The sequence below is a fragment of the Vibrio tapetis subsp. quintayensis genome (genome assembly GCF_030409945.1).
GTDB classification, from domain to species: domain Bacteria; phylum Pseudomonadota; class Gammaproteobacteria; order Enterobacterales; family Vibrionaceae; genus Vibrio; species Vibrio quintayensis.
This window is the reverse complement of sequence record NZ_JAUFQV010000019.1, coordinates 16,073-30,668: the sequence shown is the minus strand read 5'-3', so window position 1 is coordinate 30,668 and position 14,596 is coordinate 16,073. Positions and strand designations below refer to the sequence as shown.

The 14,596-nt window shown below is 42.8% G+C and carries 14 protein-coding genes; 10 read left to right on the top strand and 4 right to left on the bottom strand.

The features are described 5' to 3' along the window. Nucleotides 1-230: 230 nt before the first annotated feature. The 3 genes from QWZ04_RS07845 to QWZ04_RS07835 all read left to right on the top strand — a co-directional run bounded on the left by QWZ04_RS07845 (nucleotide 231) and on the right by QWZ04_RS07835 (nucleotide 2,835). A complete protein-coding gene (locus QWZ04_RS07845; protein WP_290326685.1) occupies nucleotides 231-731 on the top strand; it encodes a GNAT family N-acetyltransferase in 501 nt (166 codons plus the stop codon). Nucleotides 732-760: 29 nt separating this feature from the next. Continuing rightward, nucleotides 761-1,111, top strand: coding sequence for a hypothetical protein (locus QWZ04_RS07840; protein WP_290326783.1), 351 nt, complete (start codon nucleotides 761-763; stop codon nucleotides 1,109-1,111). A 281-nt stretch (nucleotides 1,112-1,392) separates the two neighbouring features. After that, the gene (locus tag QWZ04_RS07835) at nucleotides 1,393-2,835 is read left to right on the top strand and encodes a methyl-accepting chemotaxis protein (RefSeq protein ID WP_290326683.1); all 1,443 of its coding nucleotides are present in this window, start codon (nucleotides 1,393-1,395) and stop codon (nucleotides 2,833-2,835) included. A gap of 116 nt (nucleotides 2,836-2,951) precedes the next feature. Here the strand turns inward: QWZ04_RS07835 and ltaE are convergent, their stop codons facing one another. Then, nucleotides 2,952-3,959, bottom strand: a complete 1,008-nt coding sequence (gene ltaE, locus QWZ04_RS07830) for a low-specificity L-threonine aldolase (RefSeq protein WP_290326681.1) — start codon at nucleotides 3,957-3,959, stop codon at nucleotides 2,952-2,954. Between the two features lie 151 nt (nucleotides 3,960-4,110). Here ltaE and QWZ04_RS07825 point away from each other — a divergent pair, with 151 nt between their 5' ends. Together QWZ04_RS07825 and QWZ04_RS07820 are read left to right on the top strand one after the other, a co-directional pair. Beyond that, nucleotides 4,111-4,662, top strand: coding sequence for a prepilin-type N-terminal cleavage/methylation domain-containing protein (locus tag QWZ04_RS07825; RefSeq protein ID WP_290326679.1), 552 nt, complete (start codon nucleotides 4,111-4,113; stop codon nucleotides 4,660-4,662). A gap of 199 nt (nucleotides 4,663-4,861) precedes the next feature. Further along, a complete protein-coding gene (locus QWZ04_RS07820; RefSeq protein WP_290326677.1) occupies nucleotides 4,862-5,620 on the top strand; it encodes a class II glutamine amidotransferase in 759 nt (252 codons plus the stop codon). 59 nt (nucleotides 5,621-5,679) lie between these two features. Here the strand turns inward: QWZ04_RS07820 and QWZ04_RS07815 are convergent, their stop codons facing one another. Then, complete coding sequence (locus QWZ04_RS07815) at nucleotides 5,680-6,594, bottom strand: DMT family transporter (RefSeq protein WP_290326675.1); 915 nt, start codon at nucleotides 6,592-6,594, stop codon at nucleotides 5,680-5,682. 190 nt (nucleotides 6,595-6,784) lie between these two features. On the opposite strand from QWZ04_RS07815, the gene QWZ04_RS07810 reads away from it, so the two are divergent. Beyond that, nucleotides 6,785-7,678 carry a helix-turn-helix domain-containing protein gene (locus tag QWZ04_RS07810; protein WP_290326673.1) on the top strand — a complete coding sequence of 298 codons (894 nt, stop codon included), beginning with the start codon at nucleotides 6,785-6,787 and terminating at the stop codon, nucleotides 7,676-7,678. Nucleotides 7,679-7,737: 59 nt separating this feature from the next. On the opposite strand, the gene QWZ04_RS07805 is transcribed toward QWZ04_RS07810, so the two are convergent. Together QWZ04_RS07805 and QWZ04_RS07800 are read right to left on the bottom strand one after the other, a co-directional pair. Continuing rightward, nucleotides 7,738-7,890: a hypothetical protein gene (locus QWZ04_RS07805; protein WP_290326671.1), complete on the bottom strand. Its 153-nt coding sequence runs from the start codon at nucleotides 7,888-7,890 to the stop codon at nucleotides 7,738-7,740. A 127-nt stretch (nucleotides 7,891-8,017) separates the two neighbouring features. Continuing rightward, nucleotides 8,018-8,806, bottom strand: coding sequence for a hypothetical protein (locus QWZ04_RS07800; protein ID WP_290326669.1), 789 nt, complete (start codon nucleotides 8,804-8,806; stop codon nucleotides 8,018-8,020). A gap of 259 nt (nucleotides 8,807-9,065) precedes the next feature. Here QWZ04_RS07800 and QWZ04_RS07795 point away from each other — a divergent pair, with 259 nt between their 5' ends. From QWZ04_RS07795 to QWZ04_RS07780, 4 genes are all read left to right on the top strand, one after another. Next, the gene (locus tag QWZ04_RS07795; RefSeq protein WP_290326667.1) at nucleotides 9,066-10,253 is read left to right on the top strand and encodes a GGDEF domain-containing protein; all 1,188 of its coding nucleotides are present in this window, start codon (nucleotides 9,066-9,068) and stop codon (nucleotides 10,251-10,253) included. A gap of 75 nt (nucleotides 10,254-10,328) precedes the next feature. Next, entirely contained in the window at nucleotides 10,329-10,580 is a 252-nt protein-coding gene (locus QWZ04_RS07790) for a DUF2999 family protein (protein ID WP_290326665.1), read from the top strand. Between the two features lie 412 nt (nucleotides 10,581-10,992). Further along, nucleotides 10,993-12,117, top strand: coding sequence for an FIST signal transduction protein (locus QWZ04_RS07785; protein WP_290326663.1), 1,125 nt, complete (start codon nucleotides 10,993-10,995; stop codon nucleotides 12,115-12,117). Beyond that, nucleotides 12,117-13,991, top strand: coding sequence for an EAL domain-containing protein (locus QWZ04_RS07780; RefSeq protein ID WP_290326661.1), 1,875 nt, complete (start codon nucleotides 12,117-12,119; stop codon nucleotides 13,989-13,991). The genes QWZ04_RS07785 and QWZ04_RS07780 overlap by 1 nt, the downstream gene beginning before the upstream one ends. The last annotated feature ends 605 nt before the right edge of the window (nucleotides 13,992-14,596 follow it).

The following is a 14,596-nucleotide window of genomic DNA, read 5'->3' as shown; positions in this document are numbered from 1 at the left end:
ATATTGAACTAATTCCTCGTTGATGATAATTAATGTGGCGTTTATTGTTAATAATTTGTGGTCATTAAGGTGTATCAATAACTAGGGTGTTTAATCTAACTCAGTCCGACTGAATCGCAGTTGCATCTGGTAATTAAATAATTTGCATAAGATATTGATCTTATTTTGGAGATGTGTTTTTCTTATGTAACTGGTTGAATTTAAAGCGATAGAATAACAAGGATGTAGAAATGGCCGAGATAACAATAAGGCACTCAGAACCAAACGATGCGGTCGCTATTAAAGAGGTTTACTCAGGGGAGTTGGCATACTCCGGCACGCTTCAATTGCCATTTCCTCCTGTAAGTAGCTGGGAAAAGCGCGTAGGCAACATACCGGATAATGTATACAGCTTTGTCGCCGAAATTAATGGGGAGGTTGTCGGAAACTTAGGGGTTTCCGTGTGTATCAATATGAGGCGTAGGCACGTTGCTGAGTTTGGTATGGGAGTGAAAGATGAGTTTCAAGGCCAAGGTGTTGGTAGTGCTCTGCTGGCTGCATTGATTGAATTAACTGATAACTGGTTGAACATCAGACGTTTAGAATTGACTGTTTTTGTGGATAACAAATCAGCTCAAGCTCTTTATAAGAAGTTTGGTTTTGAAATTGAGGGCGAATCTAAAGATTATGCCTTTAGAAATGGGCAATATGTTGATGTTTATCACATGGCACGGATCAACACTGTATCCTGATGTTGAAATCGTGATTTAAGGGCTACCCTATTTTTAATCTGATTAAACACATTATCTTGGTTAACGCTATCGCGGCGTTAACCGTATTCATACTCTCAAACAATGTAACTGCGTTTGAAGCAACTAACCTTGTGGATTTCCTCTTCTATACCGTCATTATCATTTGGGCCGTTGCGAAACTCACGTGGGAGGGAGGTATGCACAGTAAAACCTATAACTACGATGACTCCGCCAGTAGCCGTGTTCAATCCATGGTTGAACATGATTTCGAATCAGACAAGCGGCGTGATGCCCAACTTAACTATCAATTTGGCTTCGTTATGTTCCTTGCTGGTTTACCTGCATTTATTGCATGTTTCATTCTTCAATTTTTGGCTTAAACTTCTTTTCTTTCCTAAAATTAATAAGGTATACATTAATCAACGTTGAGTGATCGTTTTCCCTGTCTTACATCTTGTTTGACTATTGGCTTTGTCCGAAAGAAGCAATGTGGCGTTAACCGTCATATTTTGGCTGTGAATCACAGGTTCTTGCTAATTAATGAGACATTACTCAATATTATTTTTGTTACATTCCATTAATATTACACTATTAGTGTGATTTGCATCTCGTTAAATCCGAGAGCAAAGAAGTAAGCCGTTTGAAAACGCAAGGAATGAAAATGAGAGAAGTCGATTTTAGAACCATTGATCGGTTATTTGTGAAGACCAACATTACCGATAAGTTTTGGGCAATGTTCATCATTATTACCGTTGCCATAGTTGGCTCTGCGGGTTACCACTATTCCGAGGCCAGTGCTGTTGCTACAAAACAAGCGGAAGTCGCCGCAAACTCGTCTCTGAGAGCGATGATTGAAGTGACGTCATCATTAGATACCGAGACACAAAAAAAAGCGCTTGAAGCTCAAGGTGTTCGTTTGTCATCTTCCAAGGCAGCAAGCAGGGTATCAAGTGATAGTGTCTTGGTTTCGTTACCACTTAATGGTGGTTACGCTACTTACCAAATGAACATCAACGAACCAAAAAGTGATTCAGCGCTGTCGATATTTATCATTTCAACTCTTCCTTTATTGTTGATTGCGCTTGGCTTTTATTGGATTGCGACCTATTTACTTGGTGCATTGTGGGTTATGCACCAAGCGACACGACGAATCGCTGATGGCGACTTAACGTCGCGACTCGGCTTTCATGTGGGGCGTGATGAGTTTGGGATCATTGGTTCCGAATTAGATAGAACGATGGACACCATTAGTGAGTTAGTTGATACCGTGAAACACAGTTCTTCTACTTTGGTATCTACATCGACGTCGTTTGAACAACAAGCGCGATCTTCAGAGCAGAACGTGAATCAGCAATACGCAGCTGTAGACTCAGTAGCAACCGCAGTTGAACAAATGTCAGCAGCCGCAAATGAAATTGCAAACTACGGTTCACAAGCTGCAGAGCATGCCAATAAAGACTCTTCTCGTATTGGAGATAGTCATAATCGCGTACTGTCAGCGATTGGTGTGATGGAACGTTTGACCGAACACAGCCAAGAAGCCTCAGGTTCGATTGCGAGTTTAAATGAAAAGACCGTCGAGATTAACGATGTACTTTCTACTATTACTGCCATTTCTGAGCAAACCAACCTGCTTGCACTGAATGCAGCGATAGAAGCGGCGCGTGCGGGTGAGCAAGGCCGTGGTTTTGCTGTGGTAGCAGATGAGGTAAGAACCCTAGCGGGTCGTACTCAACAAGCGACCATTGAAATTCGCAGTACGATCGATAAATTGCAAAGTGAAACGAAAGAAATTTCACAAATGACGGAAGAAACATTACTGCAAACCCAAACCAGTCACGAAATGATCACTGAGATCGGTCAGGACATGGGTAATATTGCAGAGTCGTCGAAGCAAGTTATGGACATGAGTGTTCAGATTGCGGCGGCTGCAGAACAGCAAAATGCGACGGTGCATTCTATTTCAGAAGATCTTGCAGAGATCCGCAGCCAATCAAGCAACTTGCTTAATGCAACGCAAGAGTCAGTAACTGGAATCCAAGGTTTATCCAGTACGTCGCAAACATTGAGTTCGCTGTTAACTAAGTACCGAACTAACGCATAACGCGAGAGGGCCGTTTGCTATAGCAAGAAAAAGGCGAAGCAGTAATAAAAAGGAGAAGCGTGGGCTTCTCCTTTGTGATTTTAAAGATGGACGTGTTTTTGTAGACGTATGTGCGCCTAGATAAGAGATTTGATGGCTGTGATCAATGTGTCGATGTCTTGTCGAGCAATATCTAAGTGCGTCACCATACGCATAGGCGAGCCAGGTGAAACTAAGATATTTTGATGTTTAAGTTTGTCGCACAAGGCTTTTGTATCAATATTGTCTGCTACTTTCGCAAACAGGATATTGGTCTGCACGTGTTCAACGTTAACAGTGAAACCATCGATCTTGTTTAGCTCAGATGCTAAGTACTTAGCGTTAGCGTGGTCATCTGCCAGTCTTTCAATATTATCTTCTAAAGCAATTCGGGCTGCGGCTGCGAGTATTCCCGCTTGACGCATGCCGCCACCAAGCATTTTCCTGAGTCGGCGGGCTTTGGTTATCAGAGCTTTATCGCCTAAAAGGAGTGAACCGATTGGCGCTCCCAAACCTTTAGACAAGCATATCGTCATGCTATCGAAGTGTTTGGCGATCTCGGTAATATCCACATTGCTGGCAACTGCTGCGTTATAAACACGCGCACCATCTAGGTGGAGGCTTAGGCCGTGCTTGTTAGCAAAATCGTGGGCATCCGCTAGGTATTGCATGGGTAACACCTTGCCATTGATGGTGTTTTCAATGCTTAATAAACGGGTCGGTGCAAAATGAATATCGTCAGGCTTAATAGCGGCTTCGAGTTTTTGGAAGCACAAAGTCCCGTCTTTTTCATTTTCAATAGGTTGCGGTTGGATTGAGCCTAATACGGCGGCACCGCCCCCCTCGAATTTGTAATTGTGGGCTTGCTGGCCACACAGGTATTCGTCGCCACGACCGCAATGTGCCATCAAGCCTAATAAGTTAGCTTGTGTGCCTGATGTGGTAAAAAGAGCCGCTTCAAAACCGTGTCTGTTAGCAGACCATTGCTCCAAAGCATTTACAGTAGGGTCATCGCCATAAACATCATCTCCAACTTCTGCGTTAGCCATGGCTTCGCGCATTTTTTTAGACGGTCGTGTTACGGTGTCAGAGCGTAGATCGATCATGCTTCGTCATTCCTTATCATTTAGTACGGTACTGCTAAACAACATCGCATGAAATGAACAAGAAAAACAGAATAAATCGAATCTTATTATTGAGATACTTACTAAGCTGATTTTGGGTCATAATAAAAATAGGTAATTGGGAAACAACGGAATGTATAAGAGACAAGGATTCACGATCATTGAATTGGTTATCGTTGTGGTCATACTCGGTGTTGTGGCCGTTACCGCGCTGCCAAAGTACCTATCAATCCAATCGGACGCGACCTCATCGGTCGTTAAAGGGATTGCATCGAGTTTTCGCATAGTGGTAGAGCAGGTTAACTATAAAGCTATCGTTCAAGGAAAAGATAAGCAGCGCAGTGTTCAAGTTGATGTAGGCGGAGTCATGATCAACACCTACTTTGGCACCCCTCAAGAGCTGTGGGACGGAGCTATTGCATCTATTATGAATAGTGATATCGCGTATTTGGGGAATGGCTATTATACACCGGATTCGTTAACCACACCTTGCACCGGTGCTCCGATTTGTGTGGTTGACCAAACCCAAGCCAATAAAGTGTTACCTGGTTATGCAGGGTGGGGAATGTTTTTTGTTCCTAGAGGCCGGACGGTGGCAGACAACTGCTTGGCGTATTATGTGTTTAGCGAGGATGGGACAAAAGTGACTTTCAAAGAGACATCGTGGCGTGTTGATGGTTGCTAAGTGATATACAGTTATGTCGTCTATATGTTTGAATATGTGATGAAATTTAGAAAAGATGAACAAAAAAGGTACGCTCAATACGTACCTTTGCTCATCAAGCTCTATGAAAAAGGTTTGTAGTTGAATAAATCTAAGTGCTTATTGCCTGCGACATCGAAAAGTGGTTTAGTTTGTTGACTATTTAAGAAGAGTATCGATTATGTGTCGTTGGTTAGCGTATCAAGGAAGCCCGATTTATCTCGATGAACTGGTTTATCAACCGGAACATTCTTTAATTCAACAAAGTTTGGATGCGCGTAAAGCGGTTACTCGGGTCAATGCTGATGGGTTTGGACTTGGTTGGTATACAGAACAAACCTCTCCGGGGCAGTTCCATGAAGTATTGCCTGCATGGGGAGATGAAAACTTGCGATCCTTAGCTCATCATATTCGTTCTCACCGCTTTATGGCTCATGTTCGCTCTTCTACTGGCGCTCAGGTATCGCGGGCGAATTGCCATCCGTTTGTCTTAGACAATTGGATGTTTTTGCATAATGGTCAAATTGGTGAGTTTGAGCTGGTTAAGTTCGACTTAGAGCGTTCGCTACCAGAAGCGCTGTATCTGAAGCGATTAGGAACCACAGACAGCGAATTAATTTTTCTTCTTATGTTAAAAAACGATTTGAAGCAGGACCCGGTGAACGCGATACGAACAACGCTGGCAGAAATTGAACATGCATGCCGATCAAAGGGAGTATCTGATCCTTTTAAGGCCTCGATTTGTCTATCTGATGGCAATCAACTTTGGGTTGTGCGATACAGCACTGATAAACAGCCACCAACGGTGTTTGTTAGAAGGAATGGCGAAAATGTAACGCTTGCTTCCGAACCGTTGGACAAAACTCAAGGATGGAAGAGTCTCGAAAAGCAGGCTATCTCTTTGTTTCAATCCGATCAGATAACCCACTTTTCCCTATGACTCAATACAAGACTATTATTTAATCAATTCTAATCTAATCTAATCTAATCACATGTCGGCTAGCTCGAGCTGGTATGGGTAGTCATTCCTGCCCAGCGTTTTATTGGTTCTGGTAATCCGAATACACGTAAATTACCACCAACGACCAAAAAGACGCCCAACATTGAAAGTGCAGTCCACTCGTAACCCTCGTATAACGTAGAAAGAGATAGGGCAACCAGAGGGAACAAGACGGTACAATAAGCGGCTTTTGCGGCGCCAATGCGTCCTACTAGCGCAAGGTAGGTATTAAAGCCGATTACTGAACCCACAATGGCAAGGTAAATTAAAGCGCTTACGTAAATTGGCGATGTACTTACCACAAGCGATTCTCCCATGAACAAAGCGATGACAAACAAATAAACCGCGCCATACCCCATCGCCCAAGCTGTTGTGGGTAGAAGCGGCATGTTGCTTTGTTGAGCACGCGCTGACACCATGTTTCCTAACGAAAAGAAGTAAGTCCCCAGCAAGCTTAAAGACAATCCTAACAATATGGTCCAATCCATCTCTGCGCTTAAAAATTGCGATGCAAACAATAATACGACACCCGTAAACCCCATTAACGCGCCTTGTACAAAAATTTTGGACGGTTTTCGCTTTTCTATCATCCACAAATTCAGCGCATTCAAAATAGGAGCGAGTGAAAATACAACGGCGTTTAAACCACTCGGCAAGTATTCAGTTGCGGCGTAAAAGCATAGGAAGTTGTTTGAAAATAAGCACAAAGCAAGTAGTGCCGCCATTTTGTGGTTCTGACGTGACAGTGCTGGCAAGGCTTTACGCCACACCAGGATAGCGAAGAGCACTATAGACGCTAATCCAAAACGCCAACCTACTGAAACCACCACAGGGGTGTCACCTAATTGGTAGGCAATGGCTAACCAGGTTGACCCCCATATTAAGACTGTTGCCGCGTATAGCATTCCATTCATTAATTCATTCCTTTCTCATGCTGTGATGCGCCAAAATAGCGTTTTGCACGGACGCGGTATGCCTTAATTTTGCGCTTTTTATAGATTCTTGCGCTTTTCTAGTAAGGAGAGTGTTCAATAATGGCGTGAGCGCGTATATTCATGGTTAGTCATCAGTATCGCAATGATAGGTTAACCAGTAGGAATAGGCATGAGAAACGGATCTTCTCACAATGGTAAACGGCAACGGGTTTTTAACGTTCTGTCGAATAATACCGCAACGCTGCATAACGAGTTGTGGTCAGATAATGGTATGGGCTCGGCTGTTTGGAGTAATAGTCACGGCAGTGCCACGTACGATAAACCGGGTCACCACACCCTTAGTTATTACTTGGAAGGAGGAGAGAATACTCAACGAGTGACGAGTGGAGGTAACGTGTCTGGTGAACCGAATAAATTGTGTCTTATGCCACAGGAACACCGCTCTGATTGGTCTTTTTCAACTCGCTTTCAATTTTTTCATTTCTACTTTGAGCAATCCAACCTACAAAGTTTCGCTGAGCAAGTATTCGATAAAGAGGGGCGTCACGTAGAATTAAAAGAAATAACGTTTGTTGATGATCCATTTGTTACACAACTTGTCCGAGAGACGATGCTCAAGCTCAATTGGGAAAGTGCGACGGATAAGCTGATGATTTCTCACGCTCAGCAAATGTTATTGTTGCACCTATTGCGCCAATATTGCCAACAACCTATTGCTATTACTCCTTGCGTTGGCGGGTTATCACCGCAGAATCAACGTCGAGTAGTGGACTATATAGAAGCTAATTTGATGAAGACGTTTGGTTTGGGAGATTTGGCGTCTGTCGCGCAGTTGAGCGAATTCCATTTTGCTCGGATGTTTAAAACCAGTTTCAAATGCACGCCGCATCAATATGTGCTGGGCCGTCGTATTGAACTTGCCAAGTATTTGTTATTGAACAGCCAATTGACGCTCGCCGAACTGGCGCTTACCTGCGGGTTTTCATCTCAGCAGCATTTGTCTGCTCAGTTTAAGCAGCGTGTCGGTGTGACGCCCTCGGTATTTCGTAAAGCAGGAACGTAGTGGGAGAGGTAACAAGGACAACGACAAAGCCATCCTTGTTACATGAGCGATGTGTAGGCTTACGCTTTTTCTAAATCCAGAGAAGGGTAAGTCAAGGTCATGCCGTTTACTAAAACATGGGTGTAATATCCACCTGCGCTCAAACCAACTACAATCATTGGCCCCAGCTCAACCCCTTTAGTCGCGACAACAACATCATCAATAGCAAACATCTTAATACCTACATGAGAATAATATAGAACCATCTTCTATGCGCGCATTTGAACAGAACTTCATTGAGAGTCCTAATCGGTTTATTTGTCGTAAGGATTAAAGTGTGTTGTCGTGAGCGTCCAAGGTTTAATTCGTGTTCACTGTTCTAGGTTCCGTCTTGCATAAGTCTATGATTAATGAACTCATGGAGGAGTTTACTTTAAAATGAGTCTCAAGGAATCCAAGTTGAGCTAAAATAGATTGCGGAGTGTTCTGGTACCCTTGGGCAAACGTAGGAAGTAAATTGGCAAAGTTTGGGTATCGCTGTTCTAAGCGTCGGTCCGCAACGAATAGATCAATAGATTCGCATTGCGGCTTTTCTGTCTTGTTCACAAGATCAATCAAGCGATCTAAGGCAAATGATTGGCAAAACCGCATGGCAGAGAGTTTTTCGCCACGATTGAAACGGCAAATTGCGACGTATAAGTTGGTCAGCGCTTCGCCAAGTACCCAGTCTATATTATGAGGTTCAGCCTCTGCTGGGCAGTTCTTCGGAGTACAGACGTTGGCATCAAAATCTTTATCTTGCCAGATGACTCTTCCCTCTGAAAAAGGAATACCTTCAAGCTCATGGACTTCAAATACTGCAAACTCGCAGAATATACCGTCGCTCATCAGCGCTTTATAACCGTCGACGGTATTTCTCACTTTGTAGTTAATGCTTTTCACACTTTCGAGCCACCATAGGCTTTCTAAGAATAATTGCTTTTGATTGGATTGGACGATCACGAAAAAATCGAGATCTGAATATTCATCTAATCGATCTGTTTCATTTCCAACTGAGCCAAGCCCAAGTAACGCAAGTGCCTTACCTGAGTTTTCTAAGGATTGTCCTATTTCATTTAGTCTTTGTAACAGCGTTGATTTTGTAGGCATTATTCTCTCCGTTTAATAATTTAGGCGCTACCCATATGGTATGGCGGCCTTTAAATGTGCCTAAAGATTTCGGCAACAAAGTGCTGAATGTACGTTAGTGCTCGCCCTACATATTGTGATGAACTTTATATTTTATAAGAAAACCGAAAATTGCGCGTTCATCGAAATATGGGCTACTTTTAAATAAGAGTCGCCTTAGTTAACAGAGCCATAGCCGTTTTTATGGCCTATAAATCTGCACATTTTCATAAGGAAAACAGTGGATATAATTCAACTAGATATTCGAACCTTGTCGTTCATGACCGTGCTGCTCTCATTTGTGTTTGGTGTGGGGCTTTGCTTTCTATCCCTTATGCAATCCAGTTTTAGAGGCATTAAACACTATGCTTTTGGCTTATTAAGCATCGGGATTGGGTTTCTTTTACTCAGCATGCGAGACGTTGTTTCCAACTTTATGTCCATTATCGCTGCTAATTCTTTGATTTATCTGGGTTACATCTTAATGGGTTTAGGATTGGAATTGTTCCGAGGCCTGTCCGGAAGAGTGGGATACGTTGGTTTTGGATTACTTGTTTGCCTCATCGCTATTTTTGTTTACTACACGTATTTCGAGCCCTCATTGACGAGCCGGTTGGTTTGGATCAGCGTTGCCATGGCGTTGCAATCGGGTTTGTGTGCTTCAAGTTTGCTTCGAGGAAAAGTTGAAGAACTGCCAATCGCTAAGTGGATGACTTTAGCCCCGTTTATCTTAACGGCATTTTACTTTTCTTTCAGATCGCTATGGTCGATGGGTCAAAGCGACCTCGTTGAATTCATGTCTGCAGGCAGCGTTCACCAGTTGGCCTTTCTTGTATTTAATTTACTTATTGTAACCAGCAGTTTTGGCTTGTTATGGATGATTAGCGCTAGGCTAGAGAGTAAGCTGAGTAATCAAGCAAGAAAAGACGAGCTAACTGGGGCGTATAACCGCCGCGCACTCAGTGAACTCGCACCAATAGAAATTTCTCGGGCATATCGCCACCAACTTCCTTTATCAGTCATCATGCTGGATCTTGACCACTTTAAAGCACTCAATGACACGCTTGGCCACAGTAAAGGAGACCTTGTTCTATCGACATTTTCCACCTTACTGCTGAAGAATATTCGTAAGGAAGACCTGCTATTTCGATATGGTGGAGAAGAGTTTGTGATAATTTGCCCCAATACCTTGGACAGAGCAGAAATATTAGCGGAGAAACTCAAGCACAAGATTGAAGAGAAAATGGTGATTAAAAAATCGAACATTAAGGTCACTGCCAGTTTTGGCGTCGCTGAGTTGTCTTCAGGAGATGATTTGATTTCGATAATCGCTAGGGCCGACCAAGCCATGTACAAAGCGAAAGAGAATGGAAGAAACCGCGTAGAGTGCTCGCTAGAGCTAGTACACCAAGGTCAACCTGGGCTGTAATAAAAGCTTATCCTAGGAGTACAACCAAGTGGTAGACTATGTACTTATTGAATTCAGATGTGTAAAGGCAAATAAATGAACCCAATTCTAGCGATATTGAAAGAAAACAATATTGACGATCAACAGATCAACGACCTGTTCAAAACATTGACGGAAAACCCGCTTGCAGCAATGGCGACAATTAGCCAACTTGGTTTGCCACAGGAAAAGCTTCAGCAATTAATGGGGCAGGTAATGCAAAACCCTGTTCTCATTAAAGAAGCAGTAGAAGAGTTAGGTTTGGACTTCTCTAAAGTCGAAGCCGCAAAAGAACAGCTTCAAAAGTAATTGTTACAAACTTAGCAAAATAGGGTCGATGAATGCTTCTGCGCGTTATCGGCCTTTTTTAGTTATGAAAACCCTCCCGTTGGCGATGAGCCTATTGACCACATCAAAAACCGATTCGTCTATTTCTACTCTTATGTTGCCAAAAGTTCCCGTTGTCAAAAATTAATTTCACAATCAGCTCAACTTATTTCGAATTTAACCACTGTATTTTAACGATTCTTATATGGTTTGCTCTCAGACTGTTTTCTCAATATCGATTAGGGCGAACCGTATTGTCCGTTTTAGTATGTTTATTGAGCGGTAGATACAATGGAAGTATCGAATTTTTCTACCATACTGTAATTATATTGCGAGCGTACTGGAATAAGTATTGGCGCTATTTATTGGAAAGAAATTTTGGGATACGAAAATTATGAAGATAGCTCAAAATAGGTATGAGTCTAACCAATGGAAATCTCCGCTGAACAGTGTTGATTCAGAAGCTCAATTAATTTTGATGTTTGGTGCAGCAGATCTATACCAACACGTTAAACCGAGTGTTCAAGAGGCTTACCCACATGCACAAATTGTGGGCTGCTCGACCGCTGGAGAAATAGAAGGGACCATGGTATTCGATGACGTATTAACCTTAACGGCCATCACTTTCGCAAAAACACCTGTCGAAGTCGTTTCAGTTAATGTGCGTGACTATAAAAGCAGTGTGTATGTTGCAGAAGCGCTAGCGAATAAGTTGTCGAAATATGGGTTAAAGCACGTACTCGTTTTGTCCGATGGGTTAAACATCAATGGTACCGACTTGGTAGCACGGTTAACTAAAGAGATGCCAGAGGATGTCAATATCACCGGTGGGTTAGCAGGGGATGCGGATCGATTCCAAAAGACGCATGCATGGCATAACGACGTCTCGGATGAACCCGTTGTGGTTGCTATTGGTCTGTATGGCGATGCAATTTCTGTTGGCTACGGATCTATGGGTGGCTGGGACAGCTTTGGACCTCAAAGGAAAATAACCCGATCGGAAGAAAACATCCTTTATGAAATTGATGATAAGTCAGCACTGGCGCTCTATAAGTCGTATTTAGGCGAGTACGCGTCGCAACTCCCGGCTTCCGGGTTGTTGTTCCCGCTCAGCATTAGTGAAACCATCGGTTCCGCACCTCTTGTGCGGACGATAATGGCAATTGATGAGGAGCAAGAAAGCTTAACCTTTGCCGGAGATATACCTCAAGGTGCGTACGCACAATTGATGAAAGCAAATTTTGACCGTTTGGTAGACGGAGCAAGTGACGCCGCATCCCATTGTCAGTCAATTTTGGAAACCACCGAGCTGGCTATTTTGATCAGCTGCGTTGGACGAAAAATGGTACTAAAGCAACGAATTGAAGAAGAAACAGAAGCGGTACAAGAGATTATTGGAGACGATGTTCCGATGACTGGCTTTTATTCGTACGGGGAAATTTCTCCTATAATTGAAACAGCACAATGTGCATTGCATAACCAAACCATGACCATAACTACGCTTACTGAGAACGTTTGATGCATCGATTACTAAAAAGGCAATTAAATCGCTTTAACGTAATAGAATCTGAATTAGAGCCAAATACGTTGGCGCTGATTAATGCTGTTGATACCGCGTATGTACAAAACGACAAAGATCATAAGCTTCTTGAGCACGCTTTAGAGCTGCTGTCGTCAGAGTTAGTCGAGCAAAATTCACTATTAAAAGAGCAATTAGCGACACTAGGAAGTACGTTTGACTCGATTAAAGAGGGGTTAATTACCGTTGATGGTAACGGCGAAGTGAGCCACTTCAACCAAAGTGCACTGACTATTCTGATGCTAGATGAAAACAAGCTTAAGCACGAAGGTAACGATTATTTATTTCGAAAGATCTCCTCGATTGCGAGCACTCCCATAGAAATTGTCTCGGTTTTTGAACATATTAATAGTGATCCAAGTTGTGTCGTCAACGGTACTGTTGAATTAGTCAAGGGGGCGATTTTAGAGTATTACAGTCGGCCTAAGTCTATAGATGGCGAAATTTTGGGCCGGGTCTGGTGCATAAGAGATGTCACAGCACTCAAGCGACAACAGGATCAAATATCGTTTCAGGCCCACCATGATATGCTGACGTTTCTGCCTAACCGGCTGTCAATCACCGAAGCGATTGACGTCGCGCTAACGCAACGTAAGCACTATACCGCCATACTTTACATCGATTTAGATAACTTCAAAGAGGTAAATGACTTACATGGTCATCACATCGGCGATTTACTGCTGTGTGCGGCTTCCAAAGCCATCATGCGTTCGTTGAGAAAACGTGATCAACTTGCGAGGCTCGGAGGCGATGAGTTTCTCGTCTTAATGGAAGATGTATCGAATAAAGACGAAGTCGACCAAAAGGTTCGCTCAATAATGGCTGAAATGGCTCGACCATTTAATTGTGGCGGAGTAGAAATTCTCGTCACCATGAGTATCGGAGTCCATATTGGTGATGACGATGAAGACACGACAGAAGATTACATACGTAAGGCCGACATGGCGATGTATTCAGCCAAAACAAAAGGCCGAAACACATGGGAGTTTTTTCAATCGGATCTAGAGGATGCCGTTAGGCGAAGAGCATCCATTAACCAGCGCTTAAAAAACGCGTTATCTCGAAAGGAGCTGACGCTGTTCTATCAACCGCAGATAAACAGCAGTGACAAGACGATTTACGGCTTCGAAGCCTTGGTTCGTTGGCATTGCCCCATTGAAGGGTTGATACCGCCAGCAGATTTTATTCCGGTCGCAGAAGATAGCCAACTTATAATTACTATTGGAAACTGGATTATAGAAGAGGCATGTAAGCAACTCGCTATCTGGAATCAATCAAATCCAGAGTTACGCCTGTCGGTAAATTTGTCTGTAAAACAACTCCAGGAACCGACATTAATCACCACATTGAGCAAAGCGATTCAAAGGCACAAGATTGTCTCAAATACACTCGAAGTAGAGATCACGGAATCTATGGTGGTTGAAGATATCGACAGGGTCATCATGGTGCTCAATCAAATTCGAGATCTTGGCGTCACCATAGCGATAGACGATTTTGGCACGGGATATTCCTCATTGAACTACTTAAGGCAGTTGCCGATTAACACGCTGAAAATTGACCAAAGCTTTGTTAAAGATGTACACAGCTCAGAAGCAGGCTCTGCAATCATTAAGTCTATTATTCAATTAGCCCACGGACTCAATTTAAGAGTGATTGCGGAAGGGGTCGAAGATAAAAAAACCTATCATTTCCTATGCGAAGCCGATTGCGATGTCATTCAAGGCTATTATTTCGGTAAACCAGCAGCACCAGAAAAAATGAACAGCTTGCTCAAAGATGAATTGGTGTTCGGACGGTGTGTTAAGGCTTCATGATGGAGAATAAATGCAGGATGGAGAATATATACATGAAAAAGGTGAACCTGTTGGTTCACCTTTTATTAACTTGCCATTAATTCAGCTGATCACAGATAACTAAGATGGAAACTTGCTACCTTTCTGTATCAATCGTTTGGAAGTCACGTTAAGGATAACCAAGTTAGAAACTTTTGGTAATTTGGAAGTCTGGTTGAACTTCGTAGCGATAACCAAAATGGAAACTAGGAGGGTAGTAGTGATTAGTCTGTTTTAGCTTCCATACAGCGAACCGCCACTGTTTGATATAGTTAAACATCATTGAAAAATGGCCTGCAAGAGCTTCATTTTTTGTGGCACTCTCTTTCAAACCTCTTATTCTGATGTTTTCGCAAACTAGCTTCTTAATCTGATACTTTTCCTTTTGGCTGCATTTACTCTGATGTTTTTCGCAAACTAGCTTCTTAATCTGATACTTTTCCCTTTGGCTGCATATAATCTGATGTTTTTCACAAGTTAGCCTATTAATCTGGTGTTTTTGCTAGTTCGGTTCATGAAATGATCATAAGAAAAGAGTTTTGAATGCTGAATCAGTAGTAAGCCCCATAGATCAGAGACTAGCTGCC